General features: G+C 44.4%; 11 protein-coding genes and 1 pseudogene. 10 read left to right on the top strand and 2 right to left on the bottom strand.

From position 1 onward, the window contains the following. Positions 1-14: 14 nt before the first annotated feature. A complete protein-coding gene (locus ACMHXI_RS16980) occupies positions 15-1817 on the bottom strand; it encodes a hypothetical protein (RefSeq protein ID WP_413735564.1) in 1803 nt (600 codons plus the stop codon). A gap of 309 nt (positions 1818-2126) precedes the next feature. On the opposite strand from ACMHXI_RS16980, the pseudogene ACMHXI_RS16975 reads away from it, so the two are divergent. Together ACMHXI_RS16975 and ACMHXI_RS16970 are read left to right on the top strand one after the other, a co-directional pair. Continuing rightward, a pseudogene (locus ACMHXI_RS16975) lies at positions 2127-2804 on the top strand (VacJ family lipoprotein); the annotation flags it as partial. A 79-nt stretch (positions 2805-2883) separates the two neighbouring features. Then, a complete protein-coding gene (locus ACMHXI_RS16970) occupies positions 2884-3990 on the top strand; it encodes a response regulator (protein ID WP_045282481.1) in 1107 nt (368 codons plus the stop codon). A 238-nt stretch (positions 3991-4228) separates the two neighbouring features. On the opposite strand, the gene ACMHXI_RS16965 is transcribed toward ACMHXI_RS16970, so the two are convergent. Next, entirely contained in the window at positions 4229-5737 is a 1509-nt protein-coding gene (locus tag ACMHXI_RS16965) for a peptide MFS transporter (RefSeq protein WP_025011088.1), read from the bottom strand. A 432-nt stretch (positions 5738-6169) separates the two neighbouring features. Here ACMHXI_RS16965 and rfaH point away from each other — a divergent pair, with 432 nt between their 5' ends. The 8 genes from rfaH (at position 6170) to ACMHXI_RS16925 (ending at position 16219) form a co-directional block, all read left to right on the top strand. Beyond that, the gene (gene rfaH / locus ACMHXI_RS16960; RefSeq protein ID WP_025011089.1) at positions 6170-6667 is read left to right on the top strand and encodes a transcription/translation regulatory transformer protein RfaH; all 498 of its coding nucleotides are present in this window, start codon (positions 6170-6172) and stop codon (positions 6665-6667) included. A 363-nt stretch (positions 6668-7030) separates the two neighbouring features. Further along, positions 7031-7399, top strand: coding sequence for a hypothetical protein (locus ACMHXI_RS16955; protein ID WP_413735560.1), 369 nt, complete (start codon positions 7031-7033; stop codon positions 7397-7399). A gap of 151 nt (positions 7400-7550) precedes the next feature. Further along, complete coding sequence (locus ACMHXI_RS16950) at positions 7551-10289, top strand: SLBB domain-containing protein (protein WP_101060370.1); 2739 nt, start codon at positions 7551-7553, stop codon at positions 10287-10289. A gap of 80 nt (positions 10290-10369) precedes the next feature. Further along, positions 10370-11347, top strand: coding sequence for a Wzz/FepE/Etk N-terminal domain-containing protein (locus ACMHXI_RS16945; protein WP_101060368.1), 978 nt, complete (start codon positions 10370-10372; stop codon positions 11345-11347). A 206-nt stretch (positions 11348-11553) separates the two neighbouring features. After that, a complete protein-coding gene (gene wecB, locus ACMHXI_RS16940; RefSeq protein ID WP_101060366.1) occupies positions 11554-12678 on the top strand; it encodes a non-hydrolyzing UDP-N-acetylglucosamine 2-epimerase in 1125 nt (374 codons plus the stop codon). 16 nt (positions 12679-12694) lie between these two features. Continuing rightward, positions 12695-13966, top strand: coding sequence for a UDP-N-acetyl-D-mannosamine dehydrogenase (wecC, locus tag ACMHXI_RS16935; protein WP_101060364.1), 1272 nt, complete (start codon positions 12695-12697; stop codon positions 13964-13966). Positions 13967-13997: 31 nt separating this feature from the next. Beyond that, the gene (locus tag ACMHXI_RS16930) at positions 13998-15074 is read left to right on the top strand and encodes a nitroreductase family protein (RefSeq protein ID WP_101060362.1); all 1077 of its coding nucleotides are present in this window, start codon (positions 13998-14000) and stop codon (positions 15072-15074) included. Beyond that, complete coding sequence (locus tag ACMHXI_RS16925; RefSeq protein WP_101060360.1) at positions 15071-16219, top strand: polysaccharide pyruvyl transferase family protein; 1149 nt, start codon at positions 15071-15073, stop codon at positions 16217-16219. Before ACMHXI_RS16930 ends, ACMHXI_RS16925 begins: the two co-directional genes overlap by 4 nt. The last annotated feature ends 44 nt before the right edge of the window (positions 16220-16263 follow it).

The raw sequence follows: 16263 nt of genomic DNA, 5'->3' as shown, positions 1-16263 counted from the left end.
GACATAGTCTTTCCTCAGGCTTTCAGTTGCACCAGATAGTGATCGCCGGGCAGCAGTGTGGCCGGCACAGGGGCAACGTGGGCGTTCAATTCATTGGGAGTGAGTCCTAACTGAACCAGCTTTTGCGACAAGGGGGGCAGGAAGTTGCTGACCCTGCTGATCAGCGCCTGGGTGCTGCCGATAAACTGCAGGTCGACCTTGGAATCCTTCACCTGCGCCTTGACGAGCAAGGAGCCCATGCCCAGATTAAACTTGAGTTGCAACTGCCAGGTCTTGTCTTTGTCTGCGTCCTTATCCTGATTGTTGTGTTCGAATTTGCCTTCCAACTGTTCGTTTCTTTGGTTGAGATAGTAAGGCAGCATGAAATACCAGCATTGACCACTATTGTCTGTATTGGCTTGCTGGTATAGGGCGACAGCCTGGGACATCTGCTGCAGCGCATCCAGAGTGCCGCTCTTCTCCAGTGAAGCTAACTGATGAGTTTGCAGGCCAGACCGGCTCTGAAGTCCTTCCAGGTATTGCTTCAAGCGTTGCGGAACACTCAGGTTTTGGTTACCGGCTCTAACGCCAAGCAACAGCTGAAACAGGGTGGTAATGGCACTGGCTTGAGTTGAAGGCTGGGATTGCGTTTGCTGACTGGTCAGTTGCAGCCCTGTGAGCCCAAGCAGTTCACTTCGAAGTTGGGACGGCTCTGTCAGCTCGCTCAGGGGCACAGGCGACAGTGCCGGCAATTGCTTGAGCAGTTCAGCGGCCAGGTTATGTTTGACCTCCAGTGTCATAGCCTCGGCCCTTGGCATGGCACCGGCCTTATTGAAGGCGCGCTGGAGAAAGTTCAGCTCGGGCGCTTTGGCTGTTTCGCCGGCAACTTTATTGGATGCACTTGTGCCAACAGGCTTATCTGCATTGGCTTGGGTCGCCTGCTGAAGTGCTTGGTTACTGAATTTCTCTGTCCCCGGCAGCGGGGCATTTTTCGGTTGCTGCAACTGGGCATTATCAACTGTTTGTGTTGACTGAGATAAGACAGAAGCGGGCAACTTGCTGCCGCTGGCAACTGTTTGAGACAAGCCTGCTTTGAGATCAATCGCCGTTTCCCTCAATGGTGCTGATTCCCCCTTACTTTGGGTTTGCTGCGCTTGGGATTGGGGTTGCTGCTCAAGGAGTTTTATCAACCTGGCGTAGGTTTGGGCGACTTCCGGCTTGGTTATCAGTTGCTCACTTTCCTGTGTTGGGGCAGCGGGTTGCAGATTTGCTACTGGCGTCAGTTTTGCTTCCAATCTGGCATTGATGGGGCTTAATTGCAGCTGTAGCCCCTGACTGTTGCTGACAACTTTAGCAACGTATTCACCGGCAGGTAGCTGTAACTGCGGCGGGAAGGCTATGCTTGTACCATTGGCAAAACGCATTTCACCCTGGGAGACAGTCAACATGGGTAAGGGATAACCTTGCGGCCTGGCTGCCAACTGCTGCAGTGCTGTTTGACTGATGCCATTTTTGGCTGCCAGCTGCATCAAAGCGTCCGGCAGTTTTATCTGGACTTCACCGGCCAGCAACAGCAATTGGGCTGTTTTGCCCTGAACGATTTCCGGTAAGGGGCGAGTCAGCTCCAGCAGTGTAGTATTGGCCTGATGCAACAGGGCTTTGGCTTGAGCGTTGGACTCTTGATTAGCAAGCTGCAATTGATACTGTGCATTTTGCAGTTGTAGTCTGAGCTCGCTACCCACATCGACTGTGGTTACCGGAAGCAGAGGGATGGATGCATTTGCTTGAGGAGTTGGGCTTGACCCTGAGGGGGGGATTGTACCATTCACTGGATCCATTGTTGCAAACCCCACTCCTCAAGTTGCTTTATCTGTAGGCAATCGTAAATTTAAATTTGATCTATTTCCACAGCGAAGTATCCTTATCCGTCCAACTCGACATTAGACAGAAATTTGACTGTCGCCATAGGTATACTCAGGTTATCGGCCTATGGTAATCAAAGCTTTAACTGTTTTTCGGTTGGATTACAGCGGTACTTTTACAAAGAGAGCAATATGAAGTTTAAATGGATTCTGATGGTTGTGGCTGCCCTGAGTGCGCATTCGGCAGTGGCTGCAGGGAGTGGCGAAAGCAACAATACACAGGATGTGCGCATCAGTTATAACGACCCGCGGGATCCGATAGAAGGGTTCAACCGTGTCATGTGGGACTTCAACTATCTGTATCTGGATAGATTTCTCTATCGTCCGGTTGCTCATGGTTACAACGACTATGTGCCTATGCCGGTCAAGTCAGGTCTCAACAATTTTGTTCTCAACCTGGAAGAGCCCCACAGCTTGGTCAACAACACATTGCAGGGCAAGTGGGGTTGGGCGTTGAATGCCGGTGGCCGTTTTACCGTTAACTCGACCGTGGGTTTGCTTGGTTTGATTGACGTCGCCGATATGATGGGGATGCCCCGTAAACAGGATGACTTCAACGAAGTACTCGGTTACTACGGAGTGCCCAATGGTCCTTACTTTATGGCACCATTCTTCGGCCCCTACGTCACCCGTGAACTCGCTTCAGATTGGGTGGATGGTCTATACTTTCCATTGTCAGAATTAACAATGTGGCAGTCAGTTATCAAGTGGGGACTGAAGAATCTCCACGCCCGTTCTGTTGCCATAGATCAAGAAAGATTAGTAGACAACGCGCTCGATCCATACACTTTTGTTAAAGACGCTTATATACAGCACATGGACTATAAGGTGTACGATGGCAATGTGCCTTCGAATGAGGACGAAGACGAGTTGCTTGATGAATATATGCAGGAACTGGAGTAACCCACCATCTGTTTGCTTACCCGCAGGTGGTTGATACGGTCACTCGTTACCGGCGATTGAAACCTGCGGGGAATTGACCATGGCGCTGAACAGTCTCAATGTACTGCTGGTTGAGGATGATCCCGTCTTTCGCAATATCGTTGCCGCCTTTCTTACCGGGAGGGGCGCTAATGTTGTTGAAGCCGAGGATGGTGAACAAGGACTGCAAAGCTTTAAAAGCCAAAAGTATGATGTGGTTGTAGCCGATCTCTCCATGCCCAGAATGGGGGGATTGGAAATGCTTAAAGCCATGTCGCGTATCAACCCTGCTATTCCTTCCATTGTGATTTCCGGAAACCAGGTTATGGCCGATGTTGTCGAGGCGCTGCGGATTGGTGCCAGTGACTATCTGGTTAAACCCGTATCGGATCTCTACAGCATAGAGCACGCCATTAATCAGTGTCTTACGGCTCCTGAGCAGGAACAAAATACTCTTAATCGAGATGTGGAAGAGCTCTCCTTTATGGAGTTGAACGAAAACTTGGCACTGCTGGAGCAAAACGCTGAAGCGGCCAGGTGTGTACAGCAACAGCTATTCCCCGCAAGCCGTATTGAATATCCCAAGGCCAGGTTGGACTATAGCTTGTTCAAACATGAGCAGGTAAGCCCTTACTTCATCGACTCGGCTATGGTTGGGAATAACCACCTCATCATGTACCTGGCCCACTTTCACCCGGAAGACAACAGGGCCGCCTTTGCCAGCGTGTTGATGCGTAGTTTCGTCAATCAAAAGCTGAAACTGAATCGCAATGGTGTCAGTTCTGTGGTGATAGAACCTTTCAATATGCTCAGCTATTTGAATGACCGTTTGGTCAAGTCGGGGCTGGATCTCTATTGCGATATGATTTACATCGCGATTGAGCTTGATAGTTATCGGGCGGCTATTGCCCAGGCGGGCAGGGGGCTGAGATGCTACATTCGTAACCAGGATGGTCTTACACCTCTGGCGTTGGCAGATTCACTGCAGTTGGGGTTATTGGAGTGGGGCAAGCCGGCGACTCAGTTCCGGAGTTTAATGCCAGGTGAAAGGCTCTGCATTGTTACTAGTGAGGCAGAGCACAGACAACTGCTTCAGCAAGATAAATTCCTGGGGCTGACTTTTAATCCTAAAATACCTCAAGGTGGATTCCTGCAACTGGCCTTTTAATGGCCTTAATGCCGACTAGGTATTTCTATGGCCTCCGTTTAAAGTCGTTTTTGAATGGAGAGCCGATGCTTGTCTCACTACTTTAGTTTTGTCTCGACATTGTAAGAGTGCCATTTTTCATAGTGAGAGAAAGCACCTTCTGGTTCAAACTGAGGCTTAATTGACTTGAACTTAAAACTGTGAAAAATTCTAATAAAAAAGGCTGCAGATTTTGCAGCCTTCTTTGTATATATCAGAATTAGCGTTTAATGGCTTCGTGCTCGCCGGTTACAGCCATTTCCTGCTCCAGAGCTTCTTCTTCAGAATGATCATGGATTTTGCTTTCAGCACCGTGCATCCAGTCAACCAGCTTGTCAGCCATGAAATAAAGGATAACGCCGGAAATAGCAGCGGTGATGGCAATGCCGGAGAAGATAGACATGGCGTTGGCCAGCTGTTCTTCTTTCTCGCCGCCGTGGCCGATAAAGGAACCGACTACACCGGCTATCTTATTGGCCATGGCGATAAACAGGAACCATGCTCCCATCATCAGAGATACGATACGCAAGGGAGCGAGTTTGGTGACCATAGACAGGCCTATAGGGGATAGGCAAAGCTCACCCATGGTGTGGAAGAAGTAGGCACCAACCAGCCACCACATGCTTGACTTGGCTGAGGCGTCGCCACCCATTTCCAGTACGGCACCAATCATAAACAGGAAGCCGATAGCCAACAGAACCAGACCAAGGGCAAATTTCACCGGTGAGTTAGGTTCCTTATCACCCAGGCGGATCCAGATAGAAGCAACAACCGGGGCAAAAACCACGATGAAAATGGCGTTTAGCGACTGGAAGTAAGTTGTCGGCACTTCCCAGGCACCGATAAAGCGGTCGGTAAACTCATTGGTGAATAGGTTCATCAAGCCACCGGCCTGTTCAAAACCCGCCCAGAAGATGATGGTAAACAGACCCATCACCATGATCACTTTAATGCGGTCACGTTCTACCTTGGTCAGTGGTTCTTTACGTACCTGGCCGCGGGCCAAGTCTTTTTCACGTTCAAGCTTGGCAGAAGGTACTGTACCTATGTCGCCCAATAACTTTTGGGCAAACAGGAATTGAATAATCAGCGACAATACCATACCGATACCGGCACACATGAAACCTGCTTGCCAGTTGTTGATGGTAGTTTCAACACCATCGATGACTTCTTTATGGCCAAAGTTTGTATAGGCCCAGGCAACGACAAAACCAGAAAGCGCCGCACCTAAGTTGATACCCATGTAGAAGATAGTAAAGGCGCCATCGCGACGATGATCACCTTCTTCATACAGATCGCCCACCATAGTTGAAATGTTAGGCTTAAACAGACCGTTACCTATGATGAGAGTGCCAAGACCTATGTAAAACACCATGGTTTCAAGGCCGGGAGTCATGCTGTGAGGCGTTGCCAGGGTAAACTGGCCTATAGCCATCAGCGCACCACCAATATAAATCGCTTTACGTTGCCCGAGGTAGTTGTCCGCGAGCCAGCCGCCGATGAGAGGCGTAAGGTAAACCAACGCGGTAAAGGTACCATAGAGTGAGAGTGCATCGGCCTGAGTCCAACCCAGTCCACCGCCTTGAGAGTTGGCCTGATCAACCAGATACAGAACCAGAATGGCTCGCATCGCATAATAACTGAATCGTTCCCAAAGCTCTGTTGTAAACAGCAGGAACAATCCCTTGGGATGCCCGAGCATCGTCCCCTTGGGTTTTGCTAAGCTCATGAAGTCTTCCACCTTAAATTGTTAATTGGCCGTGTGACAAAAGTCGACACAGAAAGCGATTGTTTTTATCCCAGCTGTATTGCCGTTAACATCACACTGTTTTGTAAAGTGTTATGGGCATATCTTTTAATGCGCTGTGATTGAGGCTTTGGTTTTCTGTATTGTAATTTGTTCATCAAAAGCAACAAAGCCCACCCTATATACTCTGGATTCAGCAACAAAGTCAATTTTAGCCCCCCGAGGCGGCTGCTTTGTGAACAATTGTTAGGCTGGTAGTGGTCGGAGCGGTGCTGGAATAGTTCGCAATTTCAATTAGACTAAAGTGGGGTGAAGGCGCGGTCTGAAATTCGCTTTCAATCGCAAACTCATGTCTGATATGATTGCCCGCTGTGATAGGACGTCACCCGACAGAAACCAAGTAGTGAGAACACCATGAAGGCCTGGTACCTTTTGTACTGTAAACCTCGCAGCGAAGTGAGGGCACAACAGAATCTAACGCTCCAAGAGCTGGAGACTTATTTGCCGATGGTGCGGAGCGAAAAAAAAGAGAAAAACAAGACTGTCGTTCGTAAGCAACCTCTGTTCCCCAACTATATATTCATCAAGTTTGATCCTGAGCAGACCAGTGTTCGTCAGCTCAGATCTACTCGTGGTGTTGCTGATTTAGTCAACTGCCGCGAGAAACTACTGCCAATAGATGAACAACTGATCATTCAGCTCAAACAACGTGAATTGGCTACGCCTTTGATCACAGAAAAGCCCCTGCAGTCTGGTGATAAAATACAGTTCACCGAAGGGCCATTCGCAGACTTTGACGGAATTTTCGCAGAGAAGTGTGGTGATACCCGCTGCAAGGTATTGTTCACCTTCCTTGGCCAGCATAAGAGCATCACAGTTGAACAAAGTGCAATCAGAGCCGTATGTGCGTAATCAGCTATCTGGTATGTGAGATATTTGCCATTGTTACACAAATCCAACGTTTGTTGATCTTGAAACCGGATTTCGTTTTATATGGAAATCAATTTGTTATGGATTCTGGTTGAGCAAGCCATCCCTGTTTTAGAATACAAATTGAATAATTACTCAGCGCTCTGAGAGTTGGGCATTTTTCGAACTGTGTCACATCTTGGTGTGGGGTATAATCCCCGGTTAAAGTAAGAACCGGTACAGGGTAGGAATGTTATTTTATTTGAATGGCATTCCTAACTTACTAAAAAATATAAATTTTTGCATTGCAAAGGGCAGTTTGGAGGCCGAAATCCATGGGCGGTAGCGTGTCTGAAAGACAAGAATATGAATAGTTTCATATTCTTAGTGAACGCCGAAGCCCTCTGGGCACCACGCGGATCGGTAGCGTGTCTGAAAGACAAGAATATGAACAATTTCATATTCTTAGTGAACGCCGAAGCCGTCTGGGCGCCACGCGGAACGGTAGCGTGTCTGAAAGACAAGAATATGAACAATTTCATATTCTTAGTGAACGCCGAAGCCGTCTGGGCGCCACGCGGAACGGTAGTGTGTCTGAAAGACAAGAATATGAACAATTTCATATTCTTAGTGAACGCCGAAGCCGTCTGGGCGCCACGCGGAACGGTTGTGTGCCTGAAAGCTATCAGTATGGACAATTTCCATACTCTCCAGCTGGCAACAGGTCCTATCTAATTACCAATGCTTGATATACAGAATCCACTTTTGGGGAACATTGACCTGAGATGAAGGCCTGGTTGGGGGAGTTACTACACCCGAACCGGTTTTTATTGTTGTAGTAAGGTTCATTTGATTTTTAGTGTTACTCACCATTACGGAGACAACGGTGTTACAGAAAACCAAAAAACTCATCATAGCGAGTATAGGAGCACTGGCTTTGCTTGGCTCGCAAGCTCAGGCAATTACGCCATCTCCTCAGATGATTGAACAATTCAAAAATTTGCCTCGCGCTGAGCAGGAAAGGTTAGCCAAGCAGTATGGAATAGATCCTTCCATATTGAGTGGAGGCAGTAACATCAGTCAGAAGCCGGTCAATCCGCAAGTTGTTTATCCAAGAGAAAAAAAGGATAACAGCGCTAATGGGGGCGAAAAGCCAACTTTAGACTTTACGGTTGAAGCAACAGACAAGAGTGCTCTCAAGCGTTTTGGTTACTCCTTGTTTGCCGGTGAACCCAGCACTTTTGCTCCGGTTTCCGATGTGCCGGTTCCCAGTGAGTACCTGATGGGGCCAGGGGATACCCTGATGGTGCAACTTTTCGGTAAAACCAATAGAGAGTTCTCACTTACCGTTAATCGCGATGGCACTGTACAGTTCCCTGAACTTGGTCCTATCAGTATTGCCGGTTTAAGTTTTGCCGAAGCCAAAGATACCCTGCAAAAACGCATAAAACACCAGATGATAGGCATAGAGTCGAATATCACTATGGGTGAACTGCGCTCTATTCGTATCTTTGTGGCCGGTGATGCCTACAAACCCGGTTCTTACACTGTATCCAGTCTGTCAACCATGACTCAAGCGCTGTTTGTCTCCGGCGGCGTGAATGAAATAGGTTCACTGCGTAAGGTACAGCTGAAGCGTGGCGGTAAATTGGTCGGTACTCTGGATCTTTATGACTTATTGATGCGCGGTGATGCCTCAGGCGATATGCGTCTGCAATCCGGGGATGTGGTGTTCATTCCTCCAGTAGGTGGCCTGGTCAGCGTGGCCGGTGAAGTTCGCCGTCCAGCAATTTATGAGCTCAAGGGGGGAGAAACCCTTGGCGATGTCGTTAATATGGCAGCTGGGGCTAAACCGGGTTCCTATCCTAAAGGCAGTGTGGTTGAGCGTTATAATGACCAGGGGCTTAAGTCGCTGCTCACGGTTGATTTGACGTCTGCTAAAGGGCAAAAAACGCTTGCCAAGGCCGGTGATGTTATTCGGGTTAAAGGCACCTCGGGCCAATATGATAATGCAATCACCTTGGTTGGTGCTGTGGTTCGGCCAGGGAAATATCAATGGCATGAAGGCCTAAAAGTCAATGACATCCTCAAATCTATTTGGTCCGATTTACAAATTTCAGCAGATCTAGATTACGCCATCCTGCTTCGTGAAGTAGATGATTATGGCAATATTGAGGTTTATCAATTCGCACCTGGCAAAGCAATAGTGCATCAGGACGCCGATGAGAACTTGGCGCTGCAACCAAGAGATAAGTTGATCATCTTTAACTTTAGCGATGACAGCATCAACAGATATGAGCTGAACAAGCTGGTTAAAGCAAGAGTTGCTAAAGTCACTTCGCTTACCGGTGATTCGTTACTGGGCTCAGATCTGTTCAAGGCTGGTTTCAATGTGCTGCAAAGTAAAAGATTGCATAAGCGTGGAACTGTTGGTGGGATAGTGATTGAAGGCAATGATACAGTAAATGAAGAACAGGCGGTTGTGACTTCCGAAGTCAGTAAGATGTTGTTGAATCTTTTTGATGACACTGACTTAATTAAATATAGTTACATGATGAATCGCAGTGAGCTTCTGTATCCGGTTATCAGCAAACTTAATGCCCAGGCTCGCGCCGGCAGCAGTGTTAATATAGTCGCTGTCAGTGGCCAGGTTCGCCACGAAGGTATGTACCCGCTTACGGTTAACGCTTCTGTCAGTTCTTTGATTGAAGCCGCTGGCGGCCTAAAGGAAGGTGCCTACACTGCCAGAGCCGAGTTAACCCGCACCGTTACAAATGCCGCTGGCTCATCAATAGTGCATAAGACTGTAGATCTGACTTCGGCTCTACAAGGTAACAAAGTTGCTGATCTGCCTCTCGAAGGGCGCGATATCCTCACAGTAATGACTACGCCTGATTGGCAGGAACATCAGACCGTTGAAATACGCGGGGAAGTGAAGTTCCCTGGCGTATATAACATCCGCCGCGGCGAAACACTACAGGATGTTATTCAACGAGCTGGCGGCTTTACTGAATACGCTTATCTTCCATCAGCTGTGTTTGTGCGTGAGTCTGTTCGCAAACAAGAGCAGATGGAAATCAAAAAACTGGCCGATCAACTTCGGCGTGATATTGCCACTCGAGGCGTTTCCAAAGATGGCAATGTGGTCAACTATGCAGATGCTCAGTTGATGCTTAAAGATCTAGAAGGCATTAAAGCTGTTGGCCGACTGGTTGTTGACTTACCTGCTATCTCCGTGGGTATCACTCAAGCCGACCTTCAGCTCGAAGATCAAGATATTCTCTATGTGCCTTCCACCAAACAGACCATAGCTGTTATGGGAGAAGTTCAACATGCATCGACCCACAGATATAAGGAAGGTATCACCCTGGACCAGTATCTTGATATGTCTGGTGGAGCCCGTAAGCGTGCCGATGAAGACAGAACTTATGTGATCAAAGCAGATGGTTCCGTAATGATGCCAAAACGTTCTATGTGGTTCAGCAGTGAAGATAATCTGCAGCCAGGAGATACCATCATAGTTCCCTTGGATACAGAGTATAAGGATAACCTAACGCTCTGGAGTCAAGTCACCCAGATCATTTACAACACGGCTGTGGCAGTAGCGACAATTTCAGGGTTGTAATTCTTAATAACAAACTTGTTCTAGAGCCGTGATTTCAGGCTCTAGAACAAAATCAATGCAGTATAAAAAATAGACATAATATGACTTCACAAATTACTCCTCAACAGCATCCGGATGCACAGTTCGCTGTGAATACGATGAGAGATGACGAAATAGATCTCCGTGAGCTCTTTTCAGTAATCTGGCAAGGGAAATGGTTAATTGCCGGTGTCACTCTGGTATTTGCCGTTGCTTCTGTGGTTATTGCACTTATGCTGCCGAATATCTATAAATCGGAAGCTCTATTGGCGCCAGCATCTGAAGAACGGGGGGCTGGTGGGTTAGCCGGGCTTGCTTCTCAGTTTGGTGGTCTTGCCAGTATGGCTGGAATCAACTTAGGTGGTAAAGGCGGCACCGATAAGACGCAACTGGCTATTGAAGTACTCAAGTCAAGGCAATTTATTGGTGATTTTATTGAAAAACACCAAATACTGCCTGAGCTAATGGCGGTCGATAAGTGGCACATGGCCGACAACAGTTTGTCATTTGATCCTGAAATGTATAACCAACAAAGCAAGACTTGGGTGCGTGAGGTTAAGCCCCCATTTCATCCACAACCTTCCTTACAAGAAGCATATAAAGCATTTTCTGAAATACTTGTTGTCGATAAAGATAAAGAAAATGGTATGGTGAGAATATCGATAGAACATCAATCCCCTTACGTTGCTAAACAATGGGTAGACTGGCTAGTTGCAGATATCAACCTAACCATGAAAGAGCGGGATGTCGCAGAGGCTAATCGAAGTAGTGAATTTTTAAACAAGCAGATTGAACTCACTAATGTCGCCGACATTCGAACCATTCTATACAAACTGGTAGAAGAACAGGCCAAAACGATCATGTTCGCCGAAGTACGGGATGAATATGTGTTTAAAACAATCGACCCAGCCTTTGTCCCCGAAGAAAAGGCTAAGCCAAAGCGAGCATTAATTTGTGTGCTTGGTACCATGTTGGGGGGGATGTTGGCCGTGATGATGGTTCTTATCAGGTATTTTGTAAGAAAAAATTCTGAAATCTAGCTAAAAAATGTGCAGAGTCTATTGGGACAACTTCTGTTAAATAAAGAACAGAAAAACGGTGAAATCTAGTATCCTCAAGAGATGACGAAGATTCGATGGTCATAAAATGGATAAAAAATATCTCAGCTAGGTTTAAAGGCTGAGGTTGTAAAATTGTAATCTAGTAACTTAATTCTAGGTAGAAGGTAATAAAAAGGTCCGATGTAATGACAAAAAAGAAAGTGCTTACTGTTTTTGGTACCCGGCCAGAAGCAATCAAAATGGCCCCTCTAGTTCATGCTTTAGCCTCCGATGACCGTTTTGAAGCAAAGTGTTGCGTTACAGCACAACACAGGGAAATGCTCGATCAAGTACTCGAATTATTTGAAATAACACCGGATTACGATCTTGATTTAATGAAAGCTGGTCAGACATTGAGTGATATCACTTCCGGTATTATTCAGAAGTTAAAACCTGTCCTTCAAGAGTTTAAGCCAGATGTCGTGCTTGTGCATGGTGATACAGCAACTACTTTTGCAGCGAGTCTTGCAGCTTACTATGAACAAATTGCAGTAGGGCACGTAGAGGCAGGCCTTCGTACTGGAAATATTTACTCTCCTTGGCCAGAAGAAGCAAACCGCCGCTTGACGGGCGTGCTGACTAAGTATCATTTCGCACCAACAGAAACTTCGAAGCAGAATCTTCTCAAAGAGAACTTTGACCCAAGCAACATCATAGTAACAGGTAATACTGTTATTGATGCCTTATTGATGGTGAAAGACAAAATTGACTCAGATACAGATCTTAAAAATACCATTGCTGAACAGTTCCCTTTCTTAGACGAAAGCAAAAAGCTTATCTTGGTCACTGGTCATCGCAGGGAAAGTTTTGGTGGTGGATTTGAGCGTATTTGCGAAGCTTTAGCCATAACTGCAAAAGCGCATCCAGAGACGCAAATTTTATATCCGATGCATTTGAATCCAAATGTTAGAGAGCCAGTAAATCGTATTTTGGGTGATGTAGACAATATTTTGTTGATCGAACCTCAGCAATACCTTCCTTTTATTTATCTCATGGATAGGGCACATCTCATTCTTACGGATTCTGGCGGAATTCAAGAAGAGGCCCCTTCGTTAGGAAAGCCTGTCCTAGTTATGCGGGATACTACAGAGCGCCCTGAAGCTGTTGAGGCGGGGACAGTTAAGTTGGTTGGTACTGACGTTAACCAAATAGTGTCTAATCTAGATGAGCTGCTGACTGATGCAGATGCATACCAAAAGATGAGCTATGCGCATAATCCCTACGGGGGTGGCAAAGCGTGTCAGAGAATTTTAGAAGAATTAGTTAAGTAAGAATTTAGGAAAAGAAATGTCATTTGAAACGATTTCAGTCATTGGACTGGGCTATATCGGTTTACCTACTGCTGCAATGTTTGCATCTCGCAAAAAGAAGGTTATTGGTGTTGATGTAAACCAACATGCAGTTGATACCATCAATCAAGGTAAAATTCATATCGTAGAACCTGATCTAGATATGATTGTGCATTCAGCTGTAACTGAAGGTTATTTGAAGGCCGTAACGGCTGCTGAACCTGCTGATGCATTCCTAATTGCTGTCCCTACTCCATTTTTACCATGTGAAGAAGGACAAGTTCCCGAGCCTGATCTAAGTTATATTGAATCTGCTTGTAATGGCATCGCGCCTGTTTTAAAGAAAGGTGACTTAGTCATTTTAGAATCGACTTCCCCTGTAGGCGCGACAGAACAAGTTGCAGAATGGTTAGCTACTGCTCGTCCTGATTTAACTTTCCCACAAAAGGCAGGTAGTGAAGCTGATGTAAACGTAGCTCATTGCCCTGAACGTGTTTTACCTGGTCATGTGGTCCGTGAACTTGTTGAAAATGACCGCGTTATAGGTGGTATGTCTTCTCGTTGTTCCGAGCGTTCCGTTGAGCTTTACAAAACTTTCGTTCAAGGAGAGTGTGTTGTAACGAATGCTCGTACGGCAGAAATGGCTAAGTTAACGGAAAATAGTTGTCGTGATGTGCAGATCGCATTTGCTAATGAGTTATCGGTTATTTGCGACAAATTAGATATTGATGTTTGGGAGTTGATTTCTTTAGCCAATAGACATCCTCGCATTAACATTTTACAGCCAGGCCCTGGTGTTGGAGGTCACTGTATTGCGGTAGATCCTTGGTTCATAGTGTCTAAGACACCAAATGAAGCACAATTGATTCATACTGCTCGTAAAGTCAATGATGCAAAGCCTGAGTGGGTAATTAATAAAGTCAAGTTAGCCATCGCAGACTTTCTACAAGCTAATCCATCTAAAACAGCTAAGGATGTGACTATAGCTTGCTACGGCTTAGCGTTTAAACCTGATATAGATGACTTACGTGAAAGTCCTGCTCTTGGTATTACACAGCTTATCAGTGAAATGCATACAGGTTTGGTGGTCGCGGTAGAGCCTAATATCGAATTATTACCAGCACAGCTTCCCGGTATTGAACTTGTTTCCTCTGAAAAGGCATTTGATACTGCGGATATTCACGTAATGCTTGTTGACCACAAAGAATTTAAAAGCTGTAAGCCAGCAAAAAATGAATATGTTATAGATACTAAAGGAATTTGGGCGTGATTTATCTCAACAAAGTGTTAAAGGTAGCGACATGCTAAATAGAATTAAAAATAAAATCCCTCTTTCGTTAAAGTTGAAATTAAAATGTGTACTGCTAAATATTAATACATTTAAGCTTACTTTTTTTTCATCAAGTAAATGTTTTTCATCTATATATTATTTTTTTGTTAACAACTCATACCGTTTTGAACAAACTGCTGTTTTAAAGGCAAGAAGAGAGTTTTTAGCTATTAGTAGTAATCCAAATGAAACTAGTCCACAACTTCGTAGGAATATTCATAGATTAGAAAAAGGATTGTCTATTCAACCGAGAAAAAAGATATTTGCAGAAGCATATATAATCGAATGTGTTGGACTTTTTAAAGATGCTACTAAGAATGGATGCATCTGTGATGAAGAATACAAATGGGCATTAGATGTATTGACCTTGTATTTTTCAGTTGTAGGTAATACTAAGCGAATTTCTCAAGCACGCAATGAATTTAATTCAATAAAAATCGGCATTAATAGCGATAAAAAGTACATTCCCTATAAGAGAGCTGAATGTATCAAATCAGATGTTTCCTATGAGGAGTTAATGCAGTTAGCCCAACAAAGACGATCTGTAAGGTGGTACAAGAACGAGATTGTACCAGATCAAAAAATTAATATGGCTATTGAACTAGCTAAAACGGCTCCAAGCGCTTGTAATAGACAACCTTTTGAGTTCTTGGTTATCAATGACAAGGAAATAGCTCCGAAAATCACCTCTTTAGCTAATGGAACTACTGGTTTTTCAGAGCAAGTACCTTGTGTTGTGCTGATGATAGGTGATTTGTCTTGTTATGCGACCGAAGCTGATAGGCACGTTATTTATATTGATAGTGCGTTGGCCAGTATGCAATTTATGCTAGCTCTTGAAACCCTCGGTTTAAGTTCTTGCCCTATTAACTGGCCGGAAATAGAATCAAATGAAATAGCTTTGCGAAAGGAAGTTTCATTACCTGAATATAAGCGTGTCGTCATGATGATTAGTGTAGGTTTTGCAGATGAAGAATCTTATATACCTTATTCATCTAAGAAATCAATTTCTGTTTTAAGAACATCAATTAAGAGTTATACAAAGTGAAAAAATTAGTAGTGGAAGTAAAAGGTATTGGTTTTCCTAACAAGGGCGCTGAATTAATGTTGGCTGCTATTATAGAACAATTCAACAGACGAGGGATTGAGGCAATATTTGCAGTGGAACCCTATGGTGATTATGCTCTAAGATCTAAGTTTGGTTTATATCAGATAGCAAGAGTAAAGAAATTTGGTATTGACGTTGGTAAAATTGTTGGATTGTTACCTAAAAAATTGTTACATGTGTTTGGAATAATTTCTACAATGGATGTCGATGTCATTATTGACGCATCGGGCTTTTCTTATGGAGATCAATGGGGTCCAGATTTAATAGAATATAGACTTGGTTCAACTATTAAAAAGTTAAAAAACAAAGGGAAAAAAGTATACTTGTTGCCGCAAGCATTGGGGCCATTTAAAGATGATTTGACTCGCAATGTATCTGCTAAGATTTTTAATTATGCAGATAAAGTATTTGCTAGAGATCCAATTTCTTTAAAATATGCTAGTGATATTGCAAAAGATGTTAACATTGGTTTGTGTTCAGACTTTACAAATCTAATAAAAGGTCATGAATATTCAGAATTCGACTTTTTAAAACATCAAACTTGTTTTATTCCAAATTCAAAAATGTTGGAAAAGACAGGTGATGGTGAACACTATATTGAAATGATGGTTAAATTGTTGAAGGAATCTTACGTTAAAGATAAAAAGCCATTTATTGTCATTCATGAAGGTGAAAAGGATAGACTTTTAGCTGTAGAGATGGTCAGAAGAACAGGAATTGAAATACCAATTCTCGAACCGATAGATCCATTAAAAATCAAATGGGTTGTTGGAAACTCACATGTTGTTATAAGTTCAAGGTTTCATGGTTTGGTTAGTGCTTTGAGTCAAGGCATACCAGTAATTGCGACAGGGTGGAGTCATAAATATAGATGTTTATTGCAGGATTACAATGTAGATGAGGCTTTATTTGATGTAATAAAAGATCATGACAAGGCTTTAGATTATTTTATCAAATTAGTTTCTGATGATGAATATTATGATGCTGTTACAGTTAGAATTAAAGACTGCTCAGACAATCTAAAATTGGAAGTTAATAAAATGTGGGATCAGGTTTTTAATGACATGCAAACATTAATTAAATGATGATAAGTTTTATGTGTCAAGACATGTTTTAATGGTGTGTTTAG

It is taken from the genome of Shewanella sp. BJSY2023SW005 (assembly GCF_047314585.1).
In the GTDB taxonomy this organism is placed as follows: Bacteria; Pseudomonadota; Gammaproteobacteria; order Enterobacterales; family Shewanellaceae; genus Shewanella; species Shewanella algae.
This window is presented reverse-complemented; position numbering and strand designations above follow the sequence as displayed.

Coding starts and splice junctions, on each gene's coding strand:
- ACMHXI_RS16980 (WP_413735564.1), bottom strand. CDS start 1,817: ATGGATCCAGTGAATGGTACAATCCCCCCCTCAGGGTCAAGCCCAACT.
- ACMHXI_RS16970 (WP_045282481.1), top strand. CDS start 2,884: ATGGCGCTGAACAGTCTCAATGTACTGCTGGTTGAGGATGATCCCGTC.
- ACMHXI_RS16965 (WP_025011088.1), bottom strand. CDS start 5,737: ATGAGCTTAGCAAAACCCAAGGGGACGATGCTCGGGCATCCCAAGGGA.
- rfaH (WP_025011089.1), top strand. CDS start 6,170: ATGAAGGCCTGGTACCTTTTGTACTGTAAACCTCGCAGCGAAGTGAGG.
- ACMHXI_RS16955 (WP_413735560.1), top strand. CDS start 7,031: ATGAATAGTTTCATATTCTTAGTGAACGCCGAAGCCCTCTGGGCACCA.
- ACMHXI_RS16945 (WP_101060368.1), top strand. CDS start 10,370: ATGACTTCACAAATTACTCCTCAACAGCATCCGGATGCACAGTTCGCT.
- wecB (WP_101060366.1), top strand. CDS start 11,554: ATGACAAAAAAGAAAGTGCTTACTGTTTTTGGTACCCGGCCAGAAGCA.
- wecC (WP_101060364.1), top strand. CDS start 12,695: ATGTCATTTGAAACGATTTCAGTCATTGGACTGGGCTATATCGGTTTA.
- ACMHXI_RS16930 (WP_101060362.1), top strand. CDS start 13,998: ATGCTAAATAGAATTAAAAATAAAATCCCTCTTTCGTTAAAGTTGAAA.